The organism is Streptomyces sp. NPDC001732 (assembly GCF_053596315.1).
The window spans coordinates 83,938-105,564 of the sequence record NZ_JBSFFY010000023.1 but is presented as its reverse complement, the minus strand read 5'-3'; the positions used below and the strand labels follow the sequence as shown (position 1 = coordinate 105,564).

Genomic DNA, 21,627 nt, shown 5'->3' with positions numbered 1-21,627 from the left:
GTGAAGGGGCAGGCCGAGAGTACCCGGTCGGTGCCCACGGGGCGTCAGGGCCCCTTCGGGAGATCAGTTCCAGTCGTTGTAGGCACCGTAGCCGCCCGCGTCGGCGAGCTGCTCGGCGACGCCTTCGAGGTCCTCGGGGAGCAGGCCCCAGACGATCAGGTCGGTCCTGATGTCGGTCCAGCCGCCGACCGTGCCGTTCTCGGTCCGGGTGCGCGCTATGCGGGCGTTGCGCAGGACGCCCTCGCTGATGCAGCCGAGCTTCTGGGCGACCTGCTGGGCGGCGGTGTTGTCGGCCGCGGTGCGCAGCTCGATGCGTTCGAAGCCCTGGTCGTCGAAGAGCCACTGGGCCAGTGCCAGTACGGCCTCGGTGGCGTACCCCTCGCCGCGCGCCCAGGGGGCGGTGATGTACGCGACCTCGGTGGCGCGGGTGTGCCAGTCGGTGTGGCCGAGCCGGACGGAGCCGACGAGCCGCTGGGTGAGGAATTCGGTGACGGCGAGGGCGATGCCGTCACCACTGGTGCGCCGGGCGGGGGCGATCCTGCGGACCCAGCGTTCGGCATCGATCCGGGTGTAGGGGTGGGGGGCGTCGGTCCATGCGGTGACGAGCTCGTCGTTCATCATCTCGATGTACGCGGGGACGTCCGTCATGTCGAAGGGGCGCAGCACCAACCTGTCCGTGCTGATGGAGATGTCCGGAAAGGTGGAAGTCATGCGCAGCTCCATGCCGAAGGCCGTGTGAATGCACAGCATGCAGCATCGGGCCACCGGCGCGCATGGTCGGGTCCGGCACGGCGGAGCCCCGCGCCCCCTGACGGGGTGCGCGGGGCTCGGCGGGCAAATGCCGTGCGGGGGTCAGGACTTGGCCGCGGTACCGAAGGCCGGGACGACCGAGCCCTGGTAGGTGTCCTCGATGAACTTCTTGACCTCGTCGGAGTGCAGGAGCTTCACGAGCTTCTGGACCCGGGCGTCCTTCTCGTTGCCCTTCTTCACGACGACGATGTTGGCGTAGGGGTTGCCGTCGGCCTTCTCCAGGACCAGGGAGTCCTTGGCGGGCTTGAGGTCGGCCTCGATCGCGTAGTTGCCGTTGATGACGGCCGCGTCGACGTCGTTCAGGGCGCGGGGGACGGTGGCGGCCTCCAGCTCCTTGAACTCCAGGCCCTTCTTGTCGGTGATGTCGCTCAGCTTGGCGCTGGTGCCGACGCCGGCCTTGAGGGTGATGAGGCCGTTCTCGGCGAGCAGCTGGAGGGCGCGGCCCTCGTTGGTGGTGTCGTTGGGGACGGCGATGGTCTGGCCGGCCTTGATGTCCTTGATGTCCTTGACCTTCTTGGAGTAGAGGCCGAGGGGCTCCAGGTGGACGGTGGCGACGGAGACGAGGTGGGTGTTCTTCTTCTTGTTGAAGTCGTCGAGGTACGGCTGGTGCTGGAAGAAGTTGGCGTCGACCTGGCCGGTCTCGGTGGCGGTGTTCGGCAGGACGTAGTCCGTGAACTCCTTGACCTCCAGCTTGAGGCCCTCCTTCGCCGCCAGGTTCTTCTTGACGAACTCCAGGATGTCGGCGTGCGGCGTGGGGGACGCGGCGACGACGAGCGCCTTGGAGGTGTCGGCCGCGGCGCCGGTGCCGCTCTTGGCGGACGGGTCGGAGTCCGTGCCGCAGGCGCTGAGGCCGAGGGCGAGGGCCGCGGTGGCGGCGGCAGCAGCGGTGATCTTGATGTTCTTGCGCACGAAAAGTGCCTCTTTCCGGTGGTGACGGTGGTGCGCCCGGACAAGGAGTTCGGGCTTGTGAGCGGAGTGGAGGTCTCAAGTGGTGGCGCGTCCCCGGCGGGTCAGCAGGCGCACGGCCGTGTCGCCGATCAGCTGGACCGCGGTCACGATGACGACGAGCAGCGCGACGGTGATGAGCATGAACCGGTTGTCGAAGCGCTGGAATCCGTAGGTGACGGCCTTGGCCCCGAGTCCTTCGCCGCCGACGGCCCCGGCCATCGCGGAGTAGCCGATGAGCACGATGACGGTGGTGGTGACGGCGGAGACCAGCGAGGGCAGTGCCTGCGGCAGCAGGACCTTGCGGACGATCGTCGGGATGGATCCGCCCATCGACTGGACGGCCTCGACGAGTCCGTGGTCGACCTCGCGGACGGCCGTCTCGACGAGCCGGGCGAAGAACGGGACGGCGCCGACGGCGAGCGGGACGATCATCGCGGTCGGGCCGATGAAGGTGCCGACGACCCAGGTGGTGAAGGGGATCAGGGCGATCAGCAGGATGATGAACGGCAGCGAGCGGCCGACGTTCACGATCGCCCCGACGACCTTGTTCACGGGGGTGTTCTGGAGCAGTCCGCCCTTGTCGGTGAGGACCAGCAGGACACCGAGCGGCAGCCCGACCAGGACGGTGACGATCGTGGACCAGAGCACCATGTAGAGGGTGTCGACGGTGCCCTGGGTGAGCAGCGGCTGCATGTCGGACCAGGTCACTTCGCCACCTCCTTGGTGAGCGGGGCGGGGGTCTGTACGGGAAGGGCGGGGGTTTCGTCCTCCACGACCTCGGCCTGGAGGCCCTGTTCCCGCAGGAAGCCGATCGGGACGACGTTCTCCTCGAAGCGGCCGGGCAGTTCGATGCGCATCCGCCCGATCTGGTTGCCGCCGACGGTGTCCATCGCGGCGCCCAGGATCGAGATGTCGATGTTGTACGTACGGGAGAGCTGGGAGATCACCGGCTGGCTGGCGGCCTCGCCGCGGAAGGTGACGTCGACGACCGTGCGGTCGGGCCCGGAGGCGGTTCCTCCGACCGGGAAGAGCTCGTGGGCCAGTTCGGAGCCGGGGGTGGCGAGCAGGTCGCCGACGGTGCCGGATTCGACGACGCGCCCCTTCCGCATCAGCGCGGCGGAGTCGCAGATCGTCTTGACGACGTCCATCTCGTGCGTGATGAGCAGGACGGTCAGGCCGAGCTGCTGGTTGAGGTCGCGCAGCAGCTGGAGGACGGAGCGGGTGGTCTCGGGGTCGAGGGCGGAGGTCGCCTCGTCGGAGAGCAGCACCTTGGGGTCCCCGGCGAGGGCGCGGGCGATGCCGACGCGCTGCTTCTGGCCGCCGGAGAGCTGGCCCGGGTACGCCTTGGCCTTGTCGGCGAGGCCGACCAGGTCGAGGAGTTCGAGGGCCTTGCGGGAGCGGTCCCGGCCGGGGATGCCGAGGATCTCCAGCGGGAGTTCGACGTTGCCCTGGACGGTCCGGGAGGCCAGCAGGTTGAAGTGCTGGAAGACCATGCCGATGCGGCTGCGTGCCTCGCGCAGTTCCCGGCCGGCCCGCCGGCCGCGTCCGGCGAGGGCGGTGAGGTCCTGGCCGGCCACGGTCACGGTGCCGGAGGTGGGGCGTTCCAGGAGGTTGACGCAGCGGATCAGGGAGGACTTGCCGGCGCCGCTCTGTCCGATGACGCCGTACACCTCGCCCTCGCGGACGTGCAGGTCGACGCCGTCGAGGGCGGTGACCTCTCGGCCGCGCGACTGGTAGACCTTCGTGAGGCCCGTAGTGGTGATCACAGGGGTTTCCGTCACTGTCGAGTGCGCGGCGCGGTGTCCGCCGGGCACGGGGCATTCGTCTGATGAGACTGTCGGGACGCTTCGATCGGACGTTCCGAGCGGGGTCTCGGCGCGACGGGCACGGCAGAGGCCGGACGGTGGCGTCGAGGCGGGCTCGTTCCGCTGGGTGCGGACGGCGCGGGCTCGGTCTCGCTTCGGGGCGCGAGGATCGGGCGGGGGCCCTCAGAAGGTGCGCATTCGACACATACAACGAGCACCGGGCGTCGTGATCGCCTCGGTCGCAAGGATGCGGCTGCTCGTCGTGGTCATGCCCCAAGTAAAACAGACGTAATGACCATCGCGATCCAGTTGTCCGCATTGCGGACAGCCGTGGACAGTGGGCCGGACCGGCTCGGTCGCTGCTCGAAATCCCGGATCGCAAGGCTGTGACCTGCGAAGACGTGCATCGAACAGGTTTGGTGACCGTTTCCGTGACCGGGCCGGATCGGCGTCGGGTTGTGGTCAAGGCCACGGCCGGCCCCGCCCCTGGGCCCTTCCGGCCTCCGACCGCGCGGTCCGCGGTCCGGGGCGGGGGCGCGCGCGGGAGGCGGTCCGGTCCGTAATACTCTCGGCCTCATGCTTGTCGCCCTGACGGTCGCGGTCGCCGTGGCCGCGCTCGCCCTCGCCGCCTGGTGCGGTTTCGCCGCCTACCGGGACCAGCCCACCAAGGACTGGCACTTCATCGGGATGGCCGTGGTCTCCCTGCTGGCGCTGGCCCAGCTGGTGGTGGGCATCGTGCAGCTGGCCCGGGGCGAGCGGCCCGAGCAGGGCATGACGATCTTCATCGCGTATCTGATCGGGGCCTTCTTCGCGGTGCCCGCCGCGGGTTTCCTGTCGCTGACCGAACGGACCCGGTGGGGTTCGGTGACGGTGGCGGCGGGCGCGGTCGTGCTGGCCGTCCTCGAAGTACGGCTCCACGACATCTGGGGAAACTGACCGTGACCGACACCGAACGCTCCCCCTCGGCGGCCACCGGCGAGAAGCAGCCCTTCGACCTCGGCACGGGCCCCGGCCGGGTCCTGGTCTGGTTCTACGGGGTGTTCACCGTCGCGGCGGCCTCCCGCACGGTCGTCCAGATGATCCTGGACTTCGGCAGGGCGCCGCTCGCCTATGTGCTGTCGGCCGCCGCCGCGCTCGTGTACGGGCTCATCACGTACTCGCTGGTGCGCGGGGGCGAGAAGGCCCGCAGGACGGCGCTGGTCTGCTGCGCCGCCGAGTTGCTGGGGGTGCTGGTCGTCGGGACCTGGACGGTGGTGGAGCCCTCGGCGTTCGCGGACGACACCGTCTGGTCGGAGTTCGGCATGGGCTACCTGTTCATCCCGGTGTTCCTGCCGGTCATCGGGATGATGTGGCTGCGCCGCGCCAGGACCGCCTGACCGGCCGTCGCCCTGCGTGTGCCGTACGGGAGCGTGTGACCGGCCGCCCCGTGCCCCGTGCCGGGGACATGTGACCGGGGCCGGTTCCGTGCCCCGTGCCGGGGACATGTGACCGGCCGGTTCCGTACCCCGTACCGGAAGCGTGTGACCGGCCGGTTCCGCTCGCGGCCGGTCGCGCGCTCCGTTCCCGGCCGGTCCTATGCGCTGGTGACGTACGCGGGCGCGGTGGCGTCCTTCTCCAGCAGGACCATCAGGACGCCGTCCCCACTGGTCTCGTTGCCCACGGGGGTGTATCCCGCCCGCCGGTAGAGCCGCAGATTGCCCTCGCTGCGATGCCCGGTGTGCAGCCGGAAACGGGTCGCCGACCGCTCGGCGGCCAGGCCCGACTCGACCGCCCCGAGCAGCCGGGCGCCGAGGCCGTGCCCCTGGAGCCGCGGGTGGACGCAGAGCCTGCCGATCTCCCCGGCCCCGTCCCCGCCGAGGGCTCCCCGGACCGAACCGACGATCTCGTCGCCGAGGCGTGCCACGAACACCAGGTTCGTGGCGATCTCGGTCCGCATCGAGTCGAGGGTCTGGGTGAGCGGGTCGATCCGGTAGTTCCCGTACAGCTCCGCCTCGCCCTGGAAGCTGAGGTACTGGAGTTTCAAGATCTGTTCGGCGTCCTGCTCCGTCGCCGCCGAGATGATCACGCTCGTGCCCATCCGTGCATGCCTCCGCCCACCTGATCCACCGGTTGTCTATCGCTCCTTTCCCCGCGGTTCAGGAGCTGCAACCTCCGCCGCGAGCATTCTGCGCAGACATCCAAGGCATCGGGAACGGACGGGGCCCAAACTCCCCTGTGACATACCCAACTTTCCTGCGATTTCCCGGTAGGTGGGGTCGCTCGGCGCCAGCATCGCCGACAGCAGCCGGGCGCACCTGGCGGGTAGCCGGTCCACCGCCGCGCGCAGTGCCCGGCGTTCGTCGGCGCCCACGGTGATCCGTTCGGGGCAGCCGGCCGGGTCCGCGGCGGTCTCGTCGCGGTAGGGGCGTTCGAGCCGGGCGGTGCGGCGGGCCCGGCGGGCCTCGGCCCGTACGCAGTCCCGTACCCAGCGGGCCGTGTCCACCGGTGGCCCCTCCCCCGCGAGCCGTTCCAGCAGCCGCAGCCAGACGGACTGTTCGAGATCGGCGGGTTCGACCGCCGGGCCCGTCGCCGAGGCGGCCGCCTCGGCCAGGGCCTCGGCGCTCACCAGCGGGTACAGGGCCCGGACGACCGCCGGGGCGCCGGGGGCGGCTGCCGCGGGAACATGATCGAGAAGCGTCATGCCCCGGCCGACGCCCGTACGGCGACGGCCGGTTGCCCGGACGGGCGGGCATCACCCGACCGGGGGCACGGCCCGGCCGGGTGATGACGCGGCGTCAGCGTCCGGTGAAGTCCGCCGCGGCGAGCAGGGCGGTGTCCGGGTTGTCGGAGAAGATTCCGTCGATGCCCGTCCCGAAGTACGTCCGCAGCGCGCCGAACGCGTCGCCGTAGGCGGCCGGGTCCGTGCCGCGCCGGAAGTCGGCGGGCAGGAAGGTGTTCTCGTTGCGCATGGTGTAGGGGTGCAGGACCAGGCCCTGCGCGTGCGCGTCCTTCACCAGGGTGGTCGGTTCGGTGAGCCGGCCCGAGGCGTCCTTGGGGATGATCAGGTCCAGGGTGGGGCCGATGCCCTGTGCGAAGGAGGCCATCCACTTCAGTCCCTCGGGCTTCACCAGGTCCGCGACGGTGCGCGGGTCCCCGGAGGTCACGAAGTCCCAGGGACGCTCGCCGGCGCCCGAGAGCAGCACGACGCGCGGGGTGGCGACGAGCCGGGCCAGCCGCTGGATGCTGCCGGGCTCGAAGGACTGGAGGATGAGCGGCGACTGCGCGCGGTGGCGGTTGTAGCGGCGCAGCAGCTTGGCCAGCGGTTCTTCGAGCCCGAGGCCGAGGCCGCGGAAGTAGGTGGGGTGCTTGGTCTCGACGTACAGCCAGACGGGCCTGCCCCGCCTGCGGCCCTCGCGGTCGGCCCAGCGCAGCACCTCCTCGAAGGTGGGGACCTCCCAACGGCCGTCGTAGAGGGTGTTCTTCTGGCGGGTGCCGGGGATGCGCTCCTTGGCCCGCAGCGTCTTCAGTTCGGCGAGGGTGAAGTCCTCGGTGAACCAGCCGGTGAGCGAGACGCCGTCGACCTTCTTCGTCGCCCTGCGGCTCGCGAACTCGGGGTGCTCGGCGACGTCGGTGGTGGCGGTGATGTCGTTCTCGTGACGGCAGACGAGGTGGCCGTCCTTGGTCGGCACCAGGTCCTGCTCGATGACGTGCGCGCCCATGTCGAGGGCCAGCTGGTAGGAGCCGAGCGTGTGCTCCGGCCGGTAGCCGCTGGCGCCGCGGTGCCCGATGACGGTGGGGACCGGCAGGTCGAGGCGGAAGCCGTGCCCGCCGGGCCGCCTGGAGGTGCTTCCCGCGGTGCCGTCGGCGGCGCCGGCCGGGCCGCCGGCCAGTCCGAGGGCGGCCGTGCCCAGTACGGCGGCACCCGCTCCCAGCATGGTTCTGCGGGCGGGACCGGTCTGCGCGCGCTCTGTCATGAATGCTCCTCGCGTGTGATGTCTGGCCCCTGTCGGGCGCCGCCCGAGCGTAAGCAGCAGTACCGTCGTGGAGGCAGCTCCTGGACGAACATGGCGAAAACTCGTGTCGACGTCCGTGTCTGCCGTACGAACCCGATGTGCGATCAGCGAGAGGCCGCGAGTATCGTCCTCAGCTGCATGGACCGTCACGATCCCGCACCTCGGCCGGCCCGGCCACTACCCCGGAGGAACCGTTGTCCCGACACGCACTCATCAAGGCAGTGCTCGGACCGATCTTGCGCCTGATGTTCCGCCCCCAGGTGGAGGGCGCGCAGCACATCCCCGGAGACGGTCCGGTGATCCTCGCGGGCAACCATCTGACCTTCATCGACTCGATGATCATGCCGATCTGCTGCGACCGGCCGGTCTTCTACATCGGCAAGGACGAGTACGTGACGGGCAAGGGTCTCAAGGGCCGGGCGATGGCCTGGTTCTTCACCGGCTGCGGCATGATCCCGGTGGACCGGGACGGCGGACGCGGCGGTGTCGCGGCGCTGATGACGGGCCGTCGGGTGCTGGAGGAGGGCAAGGCGTTCGCCATCTACCCGGAGGGCACCCGCTCCCCGGACGGCCGGCTGTACCGGGGCCGTACGGGCATCGCCCGGCTGACGCTGATGACGGGCGCGCCGGTGGTGCCGTTCGCGATGATCGGCACGGACAAGCTGCAACCCGGAGGGGCCGGTCTGCCCCGCCCCGGCAAGGTGACGGTCCGGTTCGGCGAGCCGATGGAGTTCTCCCGCTACGAGGGCATGGACCGCGACCGCTACGTGCTGCGGGCGGTGACCGACTCCGTGATGGCCGAGGTGATGCGGCTGTCCGGCCAGGAGTACGTCGACATGTACGCCACGAAGGCCAAGGCTGCGTGAACCGGGGCGCGCCGCGCCGGTTCCAGGACACGTGAGAGGGCCCGTACCCCGGTGGTACGGGCCCTTTCGCGCGCTCTCGTGCGCCGGGCCGGCCGGTGGGCGCGGCTACTGGTGGACGATGCCCTCCTCCAGCTTCTGGCCCCGCAGCAGGAACCAGGCGGTGACTGCCGTCGCCAGCAGGACCGCGGCGCCGACGCCCGCGGCGACCCGCAGCCCGTCCACGAACGCCTCCTGGGCCGCGGCGAGCAGCGCCTGCCCCTGCTCGGCGGGAAGGCCGTGGGTCGCCTCGACCGCGCCGCCCAGCGACTCGTGGGCGGCCGCGGCGCGGGGCAACGGGATGCCCGCGGGCGATGCGAAATTCTGGTAGACGCCGGTGACGATGGAACCGAGCAGTGCGATGCCGAGGGCCGCGCCGAGTTCGTACGCCGTCTCCGAGACCGCTCCGGCGGAACCCGCCTGTTCCTTCGGGACGCTGGAGAGGATCACGTCGGAGGTGACGGTGAAGGCGAAGCCCGCGCCGACGCCGACGACCAGGAGCACCGCACCGATCAGCGGGTAAGCGGTCTGCTGGTGGATCAGGGTGACCGCGGCGAGCGCCAGGCCGACCGCCCCGAGGCCGCCGGCCACCACCGACCGCACCGAGAAGCGCCGGGCCGCTCTGCCGGCGAGCAGCCCCGCGACGACCGCGCCGACGGCCGCCGGGAGTTCGGCCAGACCGGCCTCCAGCGGCCCGCGGCCCTGCACCAGCTGGAGGAACTGGGAGAGGAAGAAGACCAGTCCGGACAGGCCGAGGATGGTCAGCAGATCGGCCAGGACCGCGCCCGAGAAGCCCCGGTGGTGGAAGAGCCGCATGTCCAGCAGCGGCGAGGGGAGGGTGAGCTGCCTGCGCACGAACCAGCAGAGCGCGGCCAGGCCGCCGACGCCCGCGACGGCGGTGCCCCAGCTCGGGCCGTGCGCCGCCAGTTCCTTGACGGCGTAGACGACGCCGATCATGCCGATGAAGGAGAGCGCGACGCTGACCAGGTCCCAGGGGCCCGGGGCCGGGTTCCTCGACTCGGGGATCATCCTGATGCCGACGACCACGAGGACCGCCATGACGGGCAGGTTGATCAGGAAGACCGAGCCCCACCAGAAGTGCTCCAGCAGGACCCCGCCGACCACGGGTCCGACGGCCGCGCCCGCCGAGGCCATCGCTCCCCAGATCCCGATGGCCACGCTGCGCTCGCGCGGGTCGTGGAAGAGGTTCCGGATCAGGGCGAGCGTGGACGGCATCAGGGTGGCACCCGCGACACCGAGCAGCGCCCGCGCCAGGATCATCATCTCGGGGGTGTGCGCGTAGGCGTTGAGCACGGAGACCGCGCCGAACGCGGTCGCACCGCACAGCAGCAGCTTCTTGCGGCCGATGCGGTCGCCGAGGCTGCCCATGGAGACGAGGAGTCCGGCGATGACGAAGGAGTAGACGTCGCCGATCCACAGCAGCTGGGTGCCGGTCGGTTCGAGGTCCTCGGTGAGGAACGGGGTCGCCAGGCCGAGGACGGTGGCGTCGATCGCCACGAGCAGCACGGCGAGGACGAGTACGGCCAGGGCGATCCACCGGCCGGGACGGTGCAGCTCGTCCGGGGCCTTCACCTGCTGTTCGATACGGCTCATCGCTCCACGCTCCGGCGTGCGCCACCGAGCAGCAACTCGGCGATCATGTACTGGAAGTCCTTGCTCGCGACCCGGCCCGTCTGGACGGTCCAGGCGCCGCTGGAGATCAGCCCGTAGAGGGCCTCGGTCAGCCAGGCGGGCGTGAGGTCGATCCGGAACTCGCCGCGCTCCTGGCCGCGCCGGAAGAAGGCGGCGACGCGGGCGTCGAGCCGGTTCCAGCCCTCGTTGACCTGTTCGCCCTCGAAGAGCTGGTTCTCGGTGACGAGGAAGGAGAGCAGCCCGGCGGCCGGTTCGACGGCCGCGATCAGACGGCGCAGCGCCTCCTCCGCGCTCCCCTCGTCGAGGGCGGCGGTGTCCAGCGCCGCTTCGAACTCCTGGATGCCCAGCTCCTCCAGCGCCCTGACCAGGGCGTCCCGTCCGGCGAAGTGCCGGTGCAGGGTGGCGCGCCCGATGCCCGCGGCTCTGGCGACCTCGTCCATGGTGGCGGTCGATTTGCGGGTCAGCAGAGCGGCGGCGCTGCGCAGCACCTGTTCACGGTCGAGACTCATGAGACAACAATAGACCATTTGAGACACCAATGTCTCATCGAGAGGGTCTCGCCCGGGGCCCGGCACGGGAGGACCATGGCGTCCATGACGCATGTCGCCGGGAAGCCGCTCCTGCTGATCGACATCGACGGCCCGCTCAACCCCTACATGGCGCTCGTGCACCCCGGGGCACCGGACGGGTACGCGAGGCATCCGATGCGGCCGGCCGGATGGGACTGCGGGCCACCGCTGCCGGTCCTGCTCAACCCGGAGCACGGGAGGGCCCTGCGGGCCCTGGCCGGCCGTTACGAGCTGGTCTGGGCGACGACGTGGAAGGACGAGGCCAACCAGTGGGTCGGACCGCGCCTCGGGCTGCCCCCGCTGCCGTACATCGACTGGCCGGCGATACACGGCGACGCCCCGGCCGGTACGTACTGGAAGACGCAGTACGTCGTGGCGTACGCGGCCGGGCGGCCGTTCGCCTGGGTCGACGACGAGATCACCGCGCAGGACCGGGAGTGGGTCCTCGGGCAGGGGGTCACCGATGCGCTGCTGTGGTGGGTCGATCCGGGGCTGGGGCTGCTGCCGGAGGACTTCGCGGCGCTCGCCGCGTGGGCGGACGGCCGGGCCGACGACGGGCACCGAGCCCCTGGGCGGTGAGCCCTGCCGCCCGGCGTCGGACGGCAGGGACTCGGCCCGGACGCCGCCCGGTGCCGGGGCATCGGCGGCACCGGGCGGCAGGCCGCGCCTCAGGCGCCGAGGACCACCAGATCGAGGCCGGGAAGACCGGCCGGGTCGTCGATCACGGACATCTCGACGACCCTCCCCCGCTCGACGGTGAAGACCAGGACCGAGAACTTCCCGCCTTCGAGGGTCGAGAGGACGGCCGGTTCGCCGCCGACCAGGGCCCGCTGCGACGACCGGGCGAACGGGGCGAACATCATCGCCCGGCGGGCCACCGTCGCGGCGCCCCGCACCAGGGACGGCGTACCGGTGACGGACCGCACCACCACGTCCGGGTCGAGCACGGCCACGAGGGCGTCGAAGTCGCCGTCGCGGGCGGCGGCCAGGAAGGCGTCGACGACCTCCCGCCTGCGGGAGAGGCCCGGGTCCGCGACCGGCTCCGCGCCCCGCACCCGGCGGCGCGCCCGGCTGGCGAGCTGCCGGGCGGCGGCCGGGGTGCGGTCCACGACACCGGCGATCTCGTCGAAGGGGACGGCGAACATGTCGTGCAGCACGAAGGCGAGCCGCTCGGCGGGATCGAGCGTTTCGAGCACGACGAGCATCGCGAGGCCGACCGAGTCGGCCATCAGCGCCTGCTGCTCGGGGTCGGCCTCCGGCCGGTCGCCGGGGGTGCTCTCCTCGGGCGCCCCGGTGTCCAGGGGCGCCTCGGGGCGGGAGCGGCGGGAACGGAGCATGTCCAGGCACACCCGCCCGACGACCGTGGTCAGCCAGCCGTCCAGGTTCTCGATCGCCCGGCTGTCGGATCGGCCCAGCCTGATCCACGCCTCCTGGACGGCGTCCTCCGCCTCACCCGTCGAGCCGAGCATCCGCTGGGCCACGGCCCTCAGCCGGGGCCGGTTCGCCTCGAAGCGCTCCGCCAGAAACTCGTGTGCGTCCACAGTCGCTCTTCCTCCGTCGTGTTCCGCCGCCGCGCCGACGGACCGTTCTCCGCCGTCGCGCCGACGGATCGTGGCCCGTCACCGCACTGACGGAACGGACCGCGCCGATGTGACGGGCGAAGGGCTCCCGCCCCGGCCGGTCAGCTCCACGGCAGCCCGGCGCGGTGCCGCCAGTACGCCTCGGGCTCCTCCACCAGCGCGTCGAGCCGGGCGCGCAGCTCCTCGTCGAGGTCGACGACGGGCGCGTGCAGGTTCCCGGCGAGCTGGGCGACGGTCGCCGCACCGGAGAGCACCACCCCGGCCCAGGGCTGGTACAGCACGAACGCCAGGGCCACCGCGTCGCTGCCGACACCGGCCCCGGCGGCGATCTCCCGGACCACGGCGGGGGCCTCCGTACCGGCGAGCCGCCCGTTGGCCACGGCCTCCTTGACGATCACGGTGAGCCCGGCGGCGTGGGCCTCGGCGAGCGCCGCCCCGGCCGAGGTCTCCAGCGCGTTGTAGGTGGCCTGCACCGTACGGAAGAGCGGTTCGCCCTCCACGGTGACGCCGAGGGCGGCCCGGATCGCGTCGGCCTGGGCGGGGCCGCTGGTGCTCAGGCCGACGCTGACCCCTTCGTCGGCGAGCGCGGCGAGCCGTGCGTGCAGTTCCTTGTCGGTCAGGGCCGGGCTGTCGGCGGTCACCGAGTGGATCTGGTAGAGGTCGAGGCGGTCGCCGAGCAGCGCGTCGGTCTCGGCCCGCTGGCGCAGGAACGCGGCGAGGCCGTGGTCCTTGACCTCGTGCGCCTCGGCCTCGACGTTCCAGTCGGCGGTGTAGGTGTAGCCCCATTTGCTGCCGACGACGACGTCGTCCGCCTCCGGGTGCGCCGTCAGCCAGTCGGCCAGGAACTCCTCCGCCCGGCCGTAGGAGCGGGCCGCGTCGAAGTAGCGGACGCCCTGGGCGTAGGCGGCGTCGAGCAGTTCGTGGGTGCGTGCGCGCAGCGCCTCGACGCTGCGGTCCGCGGGCAGGTCGCGGTCGCGGTGGAGGTTGATGTAGCCGGGCCTGCCGACCGCCGCCAGGCCGAGCCCGATGTGGGCGGTCGGAGTCGTCGCTGTGGCCAGCCTGGCGAAAGGCATCGTGGGCTCCTCGTCGGTCGGGTGCTCTCCCCGTCAACGTAACCCAGCTCCCGGGAACCGGAAGGCGGGGAGCGTACGCGCTCCCCGCCCCGGTACCGCCCCCGCGGCGGGTCAGTTCTTCGCGGTGGCCCACGCCTGCTGGACGGCGAGGTCGGCCTTCACCTCGGCGAGCTGGACGGCCACGGCCGAGGGGGCGGTGCCGCCGCGTCCGTTGCGGGAGGCCAGCGCGCCGGCCACGTCGAGGACCGTGCGGACCTCGGGGGCGAGGTGCTCGGAGATCTTGGCGAACTGTTCGTCGGTCAGCTCGTCGAGCTCGATGCCGTGCTGCTCGCACTCCTTGACGCACTCGCCGGCCACCTCGTGCGCGACGCGGAACGGCACGCCCTGCTTGACCAGCCATTCGGCGACGTCGGTGGCGAGCGAGAAGCCGGCCGGGGCCAGCTCCTCCATCCGCTCGCGGTTGACGGTGAGGGTGGCCATCATTCCGGTGAAGGCGGGCAGCAGGACCTCCAGCTGGTCGCAGGAGTCGAAGACCGGCTCCTTGTCCTCCTGGAGGTCGCGGTTGTACGCGAGCGGGAGGGCCTTCAGCGTGGCCATCAGGCCGGTCAGGTTGCCGATCAGTCGGCCGGACTTGCCCCGGGCCAGCTCCGCGATGTCCGGGTTCTTCTTCTGCGGCATGATCGAGGAGCCGGTGGAGAAGGCGTCGTGCAGGGTGACGAAGGAGAACTCCTTCGTGTTCCAGATGATGACCTCCTCCGCGATCCGGGAGAGGTTCACCCCGATCATCGCGGTGACGAAGGCGAACTCGGCGACGAAGTCGCGGGAGGCCGTTCCGTCGATGGAGTTGCCGACGGAGCCGCGCTCGAAGCCGAGGTCGGCGGCGACCGCCTCCGGGTCCAGGCCGAGCGACGATCCGGCCAGGGCGCCGGAGCCGTAGGGGGAGACCGCGGTCCGCTCGTCCCACTGGCGCAGCCGCTCGGCGTCCCGGGACAGGGCCTGCGCGTGGGCCAGGACGTGGTGGGCGAAGAGCACCGGCTGGGCGTGCTGAAGGTGGGTGCGGCCGGGCATCGCGACGTCGGGGTGCGCCTCGGCGAGGCCGACCAGGGCGCCCTGGAGCTCGGCGATCAGGCCGCCGATGATCCTGGCGTGGTCGCGCAGGTACATCCGGAAGAGCGTGGCGATCTGGTCGTTGCGGGACCGGCCTGCCCGCAGCTTGCCGCCGAGGTCCGGGCCCAGGCGCTCCAGCAGTCCGCGTTCGAGCGCGGTGTGCACGTCCTCGTCGGCGATGGTGCCGGTGAACGAGCCGTCCGCGACATCGGCTTCGAGCCGGTCGAGGCCGTCGAGCATGCGGGTCAGCTCGTCCTCGGTGAGCAGGCCCGCCTTGTTCAGGACACGCGCGTGGGCGCGGGAGCCGGCGATGTCGTACGGCGCGAGCCGCCAGTCGAAGTGGACGGAGGCGGACAGCCTGGCCAGCGCCTCGGCCGGACCGTCGGCGAAGCGGGCGCCCCAGAGGCGTACGTCGCTGGTGCCGTTGCCGTTGCTCACTGCGTTGCTCCTCGGAAGGACAAGGGGTGGATGTGCGACCGCCTCCCCGCACGGAGGGTCCGGGGAGGCGGTGACGTAACTGCTGGAGGTCAGGCCAGGTCACGCTTGGCGGCGATCTTCGACGAGAGGCCGAAGATCTCGATGAAGCCCTGCGCCTTGGACTGGTCGAACGTGTCGCCCGAGTCGTAGGTGGCGAGGTTGAAGTCGTAGAGCGACTGCTCGGACTTCCGGCCGGTGACGACGGCGCGGCCCGCGTGCATGGTCATCCGGATGTCGCCGGTGACGTGCTGGTTGGCCTCGTCGATGAAGCCGTCCAGGGCGCGCTTGAGCGGCGAGAACCACAGGCCGTCGTAGACCAGCTCGCCCCAGCGCTGCTCGACCTGCCGCTTGTAGCGGGCCAGTTCGCGCTCGACGGTGACGTTCTCCAGCTCCTGGTGGGCGGTGATCAGCGCGATCGCGCCCGGCGCCTCGTACACCTCGCGGGACTTGATGCCGACGAGCCGGTCCTCGACCATGTCGATCCGGCCGATGCCCTGGGCGCCGGCCCGCTGGTTGAGCTGCTGGATCGCCTGGAGGACGGTGACGGGCTTGCCGTCGATGGCCACCGGCACGCCCTCCTTGAAGGAGATGACGACCTCGTCGGCCTCGCGCGGGGTGGCGGGGTTCTCGGTGTACTCGTAGATGTCCTCGATCGGCGCGTTCCAGATGTCCTCCAGGAAGCCCGTCTCGACGGCGCGCCCGAAGACGTTCTGGTCGATGGAGTACGGGGACTTCTTGGTGGTCGCGATCGGGAGGTTCTTCTCCTCGCAGAAGGCGATCGCCTTGTCCCGGGTCATCGCGTAGTCGCGGACCGGGGCGATGCACTTCAGGTCGGGGCCGAGCGCGGAGATGCCGGCCTCGAAGCGGACCTGGTCGTTGCCCTTGCCGGTGCAGCCGTGGGCGACGATGCCGGCGTTGTGCTTGTTGGCGGCGGCGACGAGGTGCTTGACGATGGTCGGCCGGGAGAGGGCCGAGACCAGCGGGTAGCGGTCCATGTAGAGGGCGTTGGCCTTGATCGCGGGGAGGCAGTACTCCTCGGCGAACTCGTCCTTGGCGTCCGCGACCTCGGCCTCGACGGCACCGCAGGCGAGCGCGCGCTTGCGGATGACGTCCAGGTCCTCGCCGCCCTGGCCGACGTCCACGGCAACGGCGATGACCTCGGCGCCCGTCTCCTCGGCGATCCAGCCGATGGCGACGGAGGTGTCCAGGCCGCCCGAGTAGGCGAGTACGACGCGCTCGGTCACGGGTTTCTCCTTACGGTGCAATCACTGATGGGTATAACTATGCAGTCCTCCGTATGTTTTGTCAAAGGTGCAGGTGGGCGGCGCGGCGCGGCCCCGGGCACCCGGTCCCGGCCGGGATTCCCCCACCGGCGTCCCGGCAGCCGAAACGGACCTGTCCGCAACGGAGTTGCCGAGGACAATGGCCCGTATGGGAAGAACGTACGAACGCATCGACGGGCGGCTCAGGACCTTCATCGAGGAGCAGCACGTCTTCTTCACGGCGACCGCGCCCCTGGACGGCGAGGGCACGATCAACCTCTCCCCCAAGGGGGTCAGCGGCTCGTTCGCCGTCCTCGACGAGCTGACCGTGGCCTACCTGGACTTCGCCGGCAGCAACGCCGAGACCGTCGCCCACCTCCGCGAGAACGGGCGCATCACGCTGATGTGGTGCGCCTTCCAGGGGCCGCCGAACATCGTGCGGGTGCACGGCCGCGGCGAGCCGGTCTTCCGGGACGACCCCCGGTTCGGCCCGCTGCTCGCCCGCTTCCCCGACGTGGACCCCCGCCTCCACGGGCTGCGCGCCGTCATCGTGGTGCGTGCCGAACTGATCCGGGACACCTGCGGCTACGCGGTGCCGTTCATGTCGTACGACGGGGACCGGCCACTGCACGCCCAGCGCTTCGCCCGCGAGGACGACGCCTCGCTCGGCGCCTACTTCGAGAAGAAGGAGCACGTGGCGACGAGCATCGACGGGCTGCCCGGACTGCCGCTCCCGCTGCCGGCGATGCCGCGCGGGGAAGCGGATTGAGCCGTACGGAGCAGATCCGGGGGTGCCGGCCGGGCGGAGCGTCTAACGTCCGGAGCATGCGCAGATCCGTGGTGACCATGTCGGTACTGCTCGCGCTGGTGGGCTCGGTCGCGGCCCGCCCCGCCCCGGCGCCGACCCCTCCGGGGCGGCTGGCCGACACCGGCGGCGGCACCCAGCTGATCACGGCCGAGGCGCCGGACGCGCGCTCCACCACGGGCACCGTCACCTGGTGGAACCTGCGCCGGGGAGTCTGGGTGAGGAGCGGGTCCGCGCCCGCCCGCTTCGGTGCGCAGGGCCTGGCCGAGGGGGCCTCGCGCAAGCAGGGCACGAACACCACGCCGACCGGCCTGTACGACCTGCCGTACGCCTTCGGGATCAAGCCCGCACCGCCCGGCACCGTCCATCCGTACCGCCGGGTCAACGACCGGTCGTGGTGGTGCCAGGACAACGCGGCGCGGGCCTACAACCGCTGGGTGGAGCCGCGGCCCGCGGACTGCCGGGCCGGCGAGGCGGAGCACCTGATCGCGTATCCGACGCAGTACGCCCGCGCGCTCGTCATCGGGTTCAACTACGAACGGCCGGTGCGCGGGCGCGGCGCCGGGATCTTCCTCCACGTCAACGGGCGTGGCGCGACCGCCGGTTGCGTCTCCGTACCGGCGTCCGCGATGGACCGGATCCTCGACTGGGTGAACCCGGCCCGCCGTCCGCACATCGTGATCGGGACCCGGTCGGGCCCGACCGCGATCACGCGCTACTGAGAGCCCGGGACGGCGCCGGGACGACCGGGCCGCTCCGGCCGCTCAGCGCTCGTTCTGGGCCAGCCGCAGCAGGTGGTCGGCCAGCGCCTGGCCGCCCGCCGGGTCGCGGCTGATCAGCATCAGGGTGTCGTCGCCCGCGATGGTGCCGAGGATGTCGTGCAGTTCGGCCTGGTCGATGGCCGAGGCGAGGAACTGGGCCGCGCCCGGCGGGGTGCGCAGCACCACGAGGTTGGCCGATGCCTCCGCCGAGATGAGCAGTTCGGCGGAGAGGCGCCGCATCCGCTCCTCCTTGGCTGAGCCGCCCAGGGGGGCCTGCGGGGTGCGGAATCCGCCCTCGCTGGGGACCGCGTAGATCAGCTCGCCGCCGGTGTTGCGGATCTTCACCGCGCCCAGCTCGTCCAGGTCGCGGGAGAGCGTCGCCTGGGTGACGCTCAGCCCGTCGTCGGCCAGGAGCTTGGCCAGCTGGCTCTGCGAGCGCACCGGCTGCCGGTTCAGGATGTCCACGATCCGGCGGTGGCGCGCGGTGCGGGTCTGCGGCACGGACGGCCCGCCGTGCTCGGTCTCCTGCGCCTCGGTCATCGTCGTCGCCTCATTCTCCGGATCGTCCGTCCCCTCTTGCCGCGTCGAGAACGCCGGGCAGTGCCTGGAGGAACGCGTCCACCTCCGCGTCACCGATGATCAGCGGCGGCATCAGCCGCAGGACATCGGGGGCGGGCGCGTTCACCAGGATTCCGGCTCCCTGAGCCGCCTGTTGCGCCTGGGGCGCAAGGGGCTCGGTGAGCACGATACCCAGCAGCAGGCCGGAGCCGCGGACGTGGGAGACCAGCGGGTGGCCCAGACCCTCCACGGCCTCGCGGATCTTCTCGCCGAGCCGCTTCACCCGGTCCAGGGCGCCGTCGGCCGCCAGGGTGTCCAGGACGGCGAGTCCGGCGGCGCAGGCGACCGGGTTGCCGCCGAACGTGGTGCCGTGCTGTCCCGGCCGCAGCAGCTCGGCCGCCGGGCCGAACGCGACGGTCGCGCCGATCGGCAGTCCGCCGCCCAGGCCCTTGGCGAGGGTGACGACGTCGGGCTCGACGCCCTGGTGGGCCTGGTGCTCGAACCAGTGGCCGCAGCGGCCGATGCCGGTCTGCACCTCGTCGAGCACGAGCAGGGTGCCGGTGGCCCGGGTGATCTCGCGGGCGGCCTCCAGATATCCGGCGGGCGGTACGACCACCCCGTTCTCGCCCTGGACGGGCTCGATGACCACCAGTGCGGTGTCGGTGGTCACGGCGGCCCGGAGCGCTTCGGCGTCGCCGTACGGGACGTGCGTGACGTCGCCGGGCAGCGGGAGGAACGGGTCGCGCTTGGCGGGCTGGCCGGTCAGTGCGAGGGCGCCCATGGTCCGGCCGTGGAAGCCGCCGTCGGTGGCGACCATGTGGGTCCGCCCGGTCAGCCGGCCGATCTTGAAGGCGGCCTCGTTGGCCTCGGCGCCCGAGTTGGAGAAGTAGACGCGGCCGGTGCGGCCGAAGAGCTGGAGCAGCCGTTCGGCGAGCGCGACGGGCGGCTCGGCGACGAAGAGGTTGGACACGTGGCCCAGCGAGGCGATCTGGGCGGAGACGGCCTCGACGACGGCGGGGTGGGCGTGGCCCAGCGCGTTCACCGCGATGCCGCCGACGAAGTCGAGGTACTCGGTGCCGTCGGCGTCCCACACCCGGGCGCCCTCGCCGCGGACGAGGGACAGCGGGGGGGTGCCGTAGTTGTCCATCAGCGCGTGCTTCCAGCGCCGGGCGAGCTCCTGGTTGCTCATGACTCCCCCTGTGCGGGTCGGGCGTCGGGCACGACCATCGTGCCGATTCCTTCGTCGGTGAAGATCTCCAGCAGGATCGAGTGCTGGACCCGGCCGTCGATGACACGGGCGGTCTCGACGCCGTTGCGCACGGCGTGCAGGCAGCCCTGCATCTTGGGCACCATGCCGCTGGACAGCTCGGGCAGCAGCTTCTCCAGCTCGGTGGCGGTGAGGCGGCTGATCACGTCGTCGCTGCCCGGCCAGTCCTCGTAGAGGCCCTCGACGTCGGTGAGGACCATCAGCGTCTCGGCGTTCAGTGCGGCGGCGAGCGCGGCGGCCGCGGTGTCGGCGTTGACGTTGTAGACGTGGTTGCCGTCGGCGGCGCGCGCGATGGAGGAGACGACCGGGATCCGGCCGTCGTCCAGCAGCGCCTGGATCGCCCCGGTGTCGATGGCGGTGACCTCGCCGACCCGGCCGATGTCGACGAGCCGGCCGTCGATGGTCGGCCGGTGCTGCACGGCGGTGATCGTGCGGGCGTCCTCGCCGGTCATGCCGACGGCGAGCGGGCCGTGCTGGTTGAGCAGGCCGACCAGTTCGCGCTGGACCTGTCCGGCCAGCACCATCCGTACGACGTCCATCGCCTCGGGCGTGGTGACGCGCAGCCCCGCCTTGAACTCGCTGACCAGGCCCTGCTTGTCGAGCTGGGCGCTGATCTGCGGTCCGCCGCCGTGCACGACGACGGGCTTGAGGCCGGCCTGCCGCAGGAAGACGACGTCCTGGGCGAAGGCCGCCTTCAGTTCCTCGTCGACCATGGCGTTGCCGCCGAACTTGATGACGACGGTCTTGCCGTTGTGCCGGGTCAGCCAGGGCAGCGCCTCGATGAGGGTCTGCACCTTCGGGAGTGCGGTGTGCTTCCGCGCCGTGGTCATGAGCTGTACGCGCTGTTCTCGTGGACGTAGTCCGCGGTGAGGTCGTTGGCCCAGATGACGGCCGACTCGGTGCCGGCGGCCAGGTCGGCGGTGATGGCGACCTCCCGGTAGCGCATGTCGACCAGGTCGCGGTCCTCGCCGACGCTGCCGCTCTTGCAGACCCAGACGCCGTTGATCGCGACGTTCAGCCGGTCGGGCTCGAAGGCGGCCTTCGTCGTGCCGATCGCGGAGAGCACCCGGCCCCAGTTGGGGTCCTCGCCGTGGATGGCGCACTTGAGGAGGTTGTTGCGGGCGATGGAGCGGCCCACCTCGACGGCGTCGTCCTCGCTGGCGGCGTTGACGACCTCGATCCGGATGTCCTTGGAGGCGCCCTCGGCGTCCCCGATCAGCTGCCGGGCGAGGTCCGCGCAGACGGCCCGTACGGCTTCGGCGAACTCGTCCTGCTCCGGGGTGATCCCGCTCGCCCCGGAGGCCAGCAGCAGCACGGTGTCGTTGGTCGACATGCAGCCGTCGGAGTCGACCCGGTCGAAGGTGGTGCGGGTGGCGGCGCGCAGCGCGGTGTCGAGTCCGGCGGCGTCCACGTCGGCGTCGGTGGTGAGGACGACCAGCATGGTCGCGAGGCCCGGGGCGAGCATGCCCGCGCCCTTGGCCATGCCGCCGACGGTCCAGCCCTCGCCGCCCGCGACGGCGGTCTTGTGGACGGTGTCGGTGGTCTTGATCGCGATGGCGGCCTTCTCGCCGCCGTGCTCGCTGAGGGCGGCGGCGGCCTGCTCGATGCCGGGCAGCAGCTTGTCCATCGGGAGCAGCGTGCCGATCAGCCCGGTCGAGGCGACCGCGATCTCTCCGGCGTTGTGGCCGGTGAGGACCTCGGCGGCCTTCTCGGCGGTGGCGTGGGTGTCCTGGAAGCCCTTCGGTCCCGTACAGGCGTTGGCGCCGCCGGAGTTGAGGACGACGGCGGTGACCTCGCCGCCCTTCAGCACCTGCTCCGACCAGAGGACGGGAGCGGCCTTGACGCGGTTGGAGGTGAAGACGCCCGCAGCGGCGCGACGCGGACCGTGGTTGACGACGAGGGCCAGGTCCGGGCTACCGCTCTCCTTGATTCCCGCGGCGATGCCCGCCGCGGAGAACCCCTGTGCTGCCGTGACGCTCACTGCATCTCCTCGTTCGCTTCTCCGGCCGCGCGGCGCAGCGGCACGGTTTTCGTGGTCTTCCACAGCCCTGCGGCTGT

At 71.6% G+C, this 21,627-nt stretch carries 23 protein-coding genes; 6 read left to right on the top strand and 17 right to left on the bottom strand.

The window, feature by feature from the left end; all coding sequences use genetic code 11:
• Positions 1-63: 63 nt before the first annotated feature.
• The 4 genes from ACWCXX_RS22560 to ACWCXX_RS22545 form a co-directional block, all read right to left on the bottom strand.
• The gene (locus ACWCXX_RS22560; protein ID WP_451129876.1) at positions 64-750 is read right to left on the bottom strand and encodes a GNAT family N-acetyltransferase; all 687 of its coding nucleotides are present in this window, start codon (positions 748-750) and stop codon (positions 64-66) included.
• Between the two features lie 102 nt (positions 751-852).
• A complete protein-coding gene (locus ACWCXX_RS22555; protein WP_451129874.1) occupies positions 853-1,719 on the bottom strand; it encodes a MetQ/NlpA family ABC transporter substrate-binding protein in 867 nt (288 codons plus the stop codon).
• A gap of 75 nt (positions 1,720-1,794) precedes the next feature.
• Positions 1,795-2,466 carry a methionine ABC transporter permease gene (locus tag ACWCXX_RS22550; protein ID WP_451129872.1) on the bottom strand — a complete coding sequence of 224 codons (672 nt, stop codon included), beginning with the start codon at positions 2,464-2,466 and terminating at the stop codon, positions 1,795-1,797.
• Positions 2,463-3,524, bottom strand: a complete 1,062-nt coding sequence (locus tag ACWCXX_RS22545) for a methionine ABC transporter ATP-binding protein (RefSeq protein WP_451129870.1) — start codon at positions 3,522-3,524, stop codon at positions 2,463-2,465. The genes ACWCXX_RS22550 and ACWCXX_RS22545 overlap by 4 nt, the downstream gene beginning before the upstream one ends.
• A gap of 615 nt (positions 3,525-4,139) precedes the next feature.
• Here ACWCXX_RS22545 and ACWCXX_RS22540 point away from each other — a divergent pair.
• Positions 4,140-4,499 carry a hypothetical protein gene (locus ACWCXX_RS22540; RefSeq protein WP_451129868.1) on the top strand — a complete coding sequence of 120 codons (360 nt, stop codon included), beginning with the start codon at positions 4,140-4,142 and terminating at the stop codon, positions 4,497-4,499.
• Between the two features lie 2 nt (positions 4,500-4,501).
• The gene (locus ACWCXX_RS22535) at positions 4,502-4,939 is read left to right on the top strand and encodes a hypothetical protein (RefSeq protein WP_451129866.1); all 438 of its coding nucleotides are present in this window, start codon (positions 4,502-4,504) and stop codon (positions 4,937-4,939) included.
• A gap of 197 nt (positions 4,940-5,136) precedes the next feature.
• Here ACWCXX_RS22535 and ACWCXX_RS22530 read toward each other — a convergent pair whose 3' ends face one another.
• The 3 genes from ACWCXX_RS22530 to ACWCXX_RS22520 all read right to left on the bottom strand — a co-directional run bounded on the left by ACWCXX_RS22530 (position 5,137) and on the right by ACWCXX_RS22520 (position 7,516).
• Positions 5,137-5,640 carry a GNAT family N-acetyltransferase gene (locus ACWCXX_RS22530; protein WP_451129864.1) on the bottom strand — a complete coding sequence of 168 codons (504 nt, stop codon included), beginning with the start codon at positions 5,638-5,640 and terminating at the stop codon, positions 5,137-5,139.
• A 36-nt stretch (positions 5,641-5,676) separates the two neighbouring features.
• On the bottom strand, positions 5,677-6,243 hold the full coding sequence (locus tag ACWCXX_RS22525) for a sigma-70 family RNA polymerase sigma factor (protein WP_451129862.1): 567 nt from the start codon (positions 6,241-6,243) through the stop codon (positions 5,677-5,679).
• A 94-nt stretch (positions 6,244-6,337) separates the two neighbouring features.
• A complete protein-coding gene (locus ACWCXX_RS22520; RefSeq protein ID WP_451129860.1) occupies positions 6,338-7,516 on the bottom strand; it encodes a glycerophosphodiester phosphodiesterase in 1,179 nt (392 codons plus the stop codon).
• A gap of 233 nt (positions 7,517-7,749) precedes the next feature.
• Here ACWCXX_RS22520 and ACWCXX_RS22515 point away from each other — a divergent pair, with 233 nt between their 5' ends.
• Positions 7,750-8,421 carry a lysophospholipid acyltransferase family protein gene (locus ACWCXX_RS22515; RefSeq protein ID WP_451129858.1) on the top strand — a complete coding sequence of 224 codons (672 nt, stop codon included), beginning with the start codon at positions 7,750-7,752 and terminating at the stop codon, positions 8,419-8,421.
• Between the two features lie 105 nt (positions 8,422-8,526).
• On the opposite strand, the gene ACWCXX_RS22510 is transcribed toward ACWCXX_RS22515, so the two are convergent.
• Both ACWCXX_RS22510 and ACWCXX_RS22505 read right to left on the bottom strand, forming a co-directional pair.
• Complete coding sequence (locus tag ACWCXX_RS22510; protein ID WP_451129856.1) at positions 8,527-10,071, bottom strand: MFS transporter; 1,545 nt, start codon at positions 10,069-10,071, stop codon at positions 8,527-8,529.
• On the bottom strand, positions 10,068-10,619 hold the full coding sequence (locus ACWCXX_RS22505; RefSeq protein WP_451129854.1) for a TetR/AcrR family transcriptional regulator: 552 nt from the start codon (positions 10,617-10,619) through the stop codon (positions 10,068-10,070). Before ACWCXX_RS22505 ends, ACWCXX_RS22510 begins: the two co-directional genes overlap by 4 nt.
• A gap of 84 nt (positions 10,620-10,703) precedes the next feature.
• Here ACWCXX_RS22505 and ACWCXX_RS22500 point away from each other — a divergent pair, with 84 nt between their 5' ends.
• Positions 10,704-11,258: a hypothetical protein gene (locus tag ACWCXX_RS22500; RefSeq protein WP_451129852.1), complete on the top strand. Its 555-nt coding sequence runs from the start codon at positions 10,704-10,706 to the stop codon at positions 11,256-11,258.
• 89 nt (positions 11,259-11,347) lie between these two features.
• On the opposite strand, the gene ACWCXX_RS22495 is transcribed toward ACWCXX_RS22500, so the two are convergent.
• From ACWCXX_RS22495 to ACWCXX_RS22480, 4 genes are all read right to left on the bottom strand, one after another.
• Positions 11,348-12,220: a sigma-70 family RNA polymerase sigma factor gene (locus ACWCXX_RS22495; RefSeq protein ID WP_451129850.1), complete on the bottom strand. Its 873-nt coding sequence runs from the start codon at positions 12,218-12,220 to the stop codon at positions 11,348-11,350.
• 140 nt (positions 12,221-12,360) lie between these two features.
• Positions 12,361-13,332 (bottom strand): aldo/keto reductase, encoded by a 972-nt coding sequence (locus tag ACWCXX_RS22490; RefSeq protein ID WP_451129848.1) that lies wholly within the window; start codon positions 13,330-13,332, stop codon positions 12,361-12,363.
• Between the two features lie 111 nt (positions 13,333-13,443).
• Positions 13,444-14,877 (bottom strand): argininosuccinate lyase, encoded by a 1,434-nt coding sequence (argH, locus tag ACWCXX_RS22485; RefSeq protein WP_451129846.1) that lies wholly within the window; start codon positions 14,875-14,877, stop codon positions 13,444-13,446.
• Between the two features lie 89 nt (positions 14,878-14,966).
• Positions 14,967-16,160, bottom strand: a complete 1,194-nt coding sequence (locus ACWCXX_RS22480) for an argininosuccinate synthase (protein ID WP_451129844.1) — start codon at positions 16,158-16,160, stop codon at positions 14,967-14,969.
• 187 nt (positions 16,161-16,347) lie between these two features.
• Between ACWCXX_RS22480 and ACWCXX_RS22475 the strand changes: the two genes are divergently transcribed.
• Together ACWCXX_RS22475 and ACWCXX_RS22470 are read left to right on the top strand one after the other, a co-directional pair.
• The gene (locus tag ACWCXX_RS22475; RefSeq protein ID WP_451129842.1) at positions 16,348-16,947 is read left to right on the top strand and encodes a pyridoxamine 5'-phosphate oxidase family protein; all 600 of its coding nucleotides are present in this window, start codon (positions 16,348-16,350) and stop codon (positions 16,945-16,947) included.
• 56 nt (positions 16,948-17,003) lie between these two features.
• The gene (locus ACWCXX_RS22470) at positions 17,004-17,705 is read left to right on the top strand and encodes a L,D-transpeptidase family protein (protein ID WP_451129840.1); all 702 of its coding nucleotides are present in this window, start codon (positions 17,004-17,006) and stop codon (positions 17,703-17,705) included.
• A gap of 42 nt (positions 17,706-17,747) precedes the next feature.
• On the opposite strand, the gene ACWCXX_RS22465 is transcribed toward ACWCXX_RS22470, so the two are convergent.
• From ACWCXX_RS22465 to argJ, 4 genes are read right to left on the bottom strand one after another with little or no spacing between them, the layout of a single operon-like run.
• Positions 17,748-18,284 carry an arginine repressor gene (locus tag ACWCXX_RS22465; protein ID WP_093541137.1) on the bottom strand — a complete coding sequence of 179 codons (537 nt, stop codon included), beginning with the start codon at positions 18,282-18,284 and terminating at the stop codon, positions 17,748-17,750.
• Positions 18,285-18,294: 10 nt separating this feature from the next.
• Positions 18,295-19,491, bottom strand: coding sequence for an acetylornithine transaminase (locus ACWCXX_RS22460; protein ID WP_451129838.1), 1,197 nt, complete (start codon positions 19,489-19,491; stop codon positions 18,295-18,297).
• Positions 19,488-20,399 (bottom strand): acetylglutamate kinase, encoded by a 912-nt coding sequence (argB, locus tag ACWCXX_RS22455; RefSeq protein ID WP_451129836.1) that lies wholly within the window; start codon positions 20,397-20,399, stop codon positions 19,488-19,490. The genes ACWCXX_RS22460 and argB overlap by 4 nt, the downstream gene beginning before the upstream one ends.
• Positions 20,396-21,550 (bottom strand): bifunctional glutamate N-acetyltransferase/amino-acid acetyltransferase ArgJ, encoded by a 1,155-nt coding sequence (gene argJ / locus ACWCXX_RS22450; RefSeq protein WP_451129834.1) that lies wholly within the window; start codon positions 21,548-21,550, stop codon positions 20,396-20,398. The genes argB and argJ overlap by 4 nt, the downstream gene beginning before the upstream one ends.
• Between the last annotated feature and the right edge of the window lie 77 nt (positions 21,551-21,627).

Bases quoted from the DNA above. Each gene is read 5' to 3' on its own strand.
- ACWCXX_RS22560 (WP_451129876.1), bottom strand. From the start codon at position 750: ATGCTGTGCATTCACACGGCCTTCGGCATGGAGCTGCGCATGACTTCC.
- ACWCXX_RS22540 (WP_451129868.1), top strand. From the start codon at position 4,140: ATGCTTGTCGCCCTGACGGTCGCGGTCGCCGTGGCCGCGCTCGCCCTC.
- ACWCXX_RS22530 (WP_451129864.1), bottom strand. From the start codon at position 5,640: ATGGGCACGAGCGTGATCATCTCGGCGGCGACGGAGCAGGACGCCGAA.
- ACWCXX_RS22525 (WP_451129862.1), bottom strand. From the start codon at position 6,243: ATGACGCTTCTCGATCATGTTCCCGCGGCAGCCGCCCCCGGCGCCCCG.
- ACWCXX_RS22520 (WP_451129860.1), bottom strand. From the start codon at position 7,516: ATGACAGAGCGCGCGCAGACCGGTCCCGCCCGCAGAACCATGCTGGGA.
- ACWCXX_RS22510 (WP_451129856.1), bottom strand. From the start codon at position 10,071: ATGAGCCGTATCGAACAGCAGGTGAAGGCCCCGGACGAGCTGCACCGT.
- ACWCXX_RS22505 (WP_451129854.1), bottom strand. From the start codon at position 10,619: ATGAGTCTCGACCGTGAACAGGTGCTGCGCAGCGCCGCCGCTCTGCTG.
- ACWCXX_RS22500 (WP_451129852.1), top strand. From the start codon at position 10,704: ATGACGCATGTCGCCGGGAAGCCGCTCCTGCTGATCGACATCGACGGC.
- ACWCXX_RS22490 (WP_451129848.1), bottom strand. From the start codon at position 13,332: ATGCCTTTCGCCAGGCTGGCCACAGCGACGACTCCGACCGCCCACATC.
- ACWCXX_RS22475 (WP_451129842.1), top strand. From the start codon at position 16,348: ATGGGAAGAACGTACGAACGCATCGACGGGCGGCTCAGGACCTTCATC.
- ACWCXX_RS22470 (WP_451129840.1), top strand. From the start codon at position 17,004: ATGCGCAGATCCGTGGTGACCATGTCGGTACTGCTCGCGCTGGTGGGC.
- ACWCXX_RS22465 (WP_093541137.1), bottom strand. From the start codon at position 18,284: ATGACCGAGGCGCAGGAGACCGAGCACGGCGGGCCGTCCGTGCCGCAG.
- ACWCXX_RS22460 (WP_451129838.1), bottom strand. From the start codon at position 19,491: ATGAGCAACCAGGAGCTCGCCCGGCGCTGGAAGCACGCGCTGATGGAC.
- argB (WP_451129836.1), bottom strand. From the start codon at position 20,399: ATGACCACGGCGCGGAAGCACACCGCACTCCCGAAGGTGCAGACCCTC.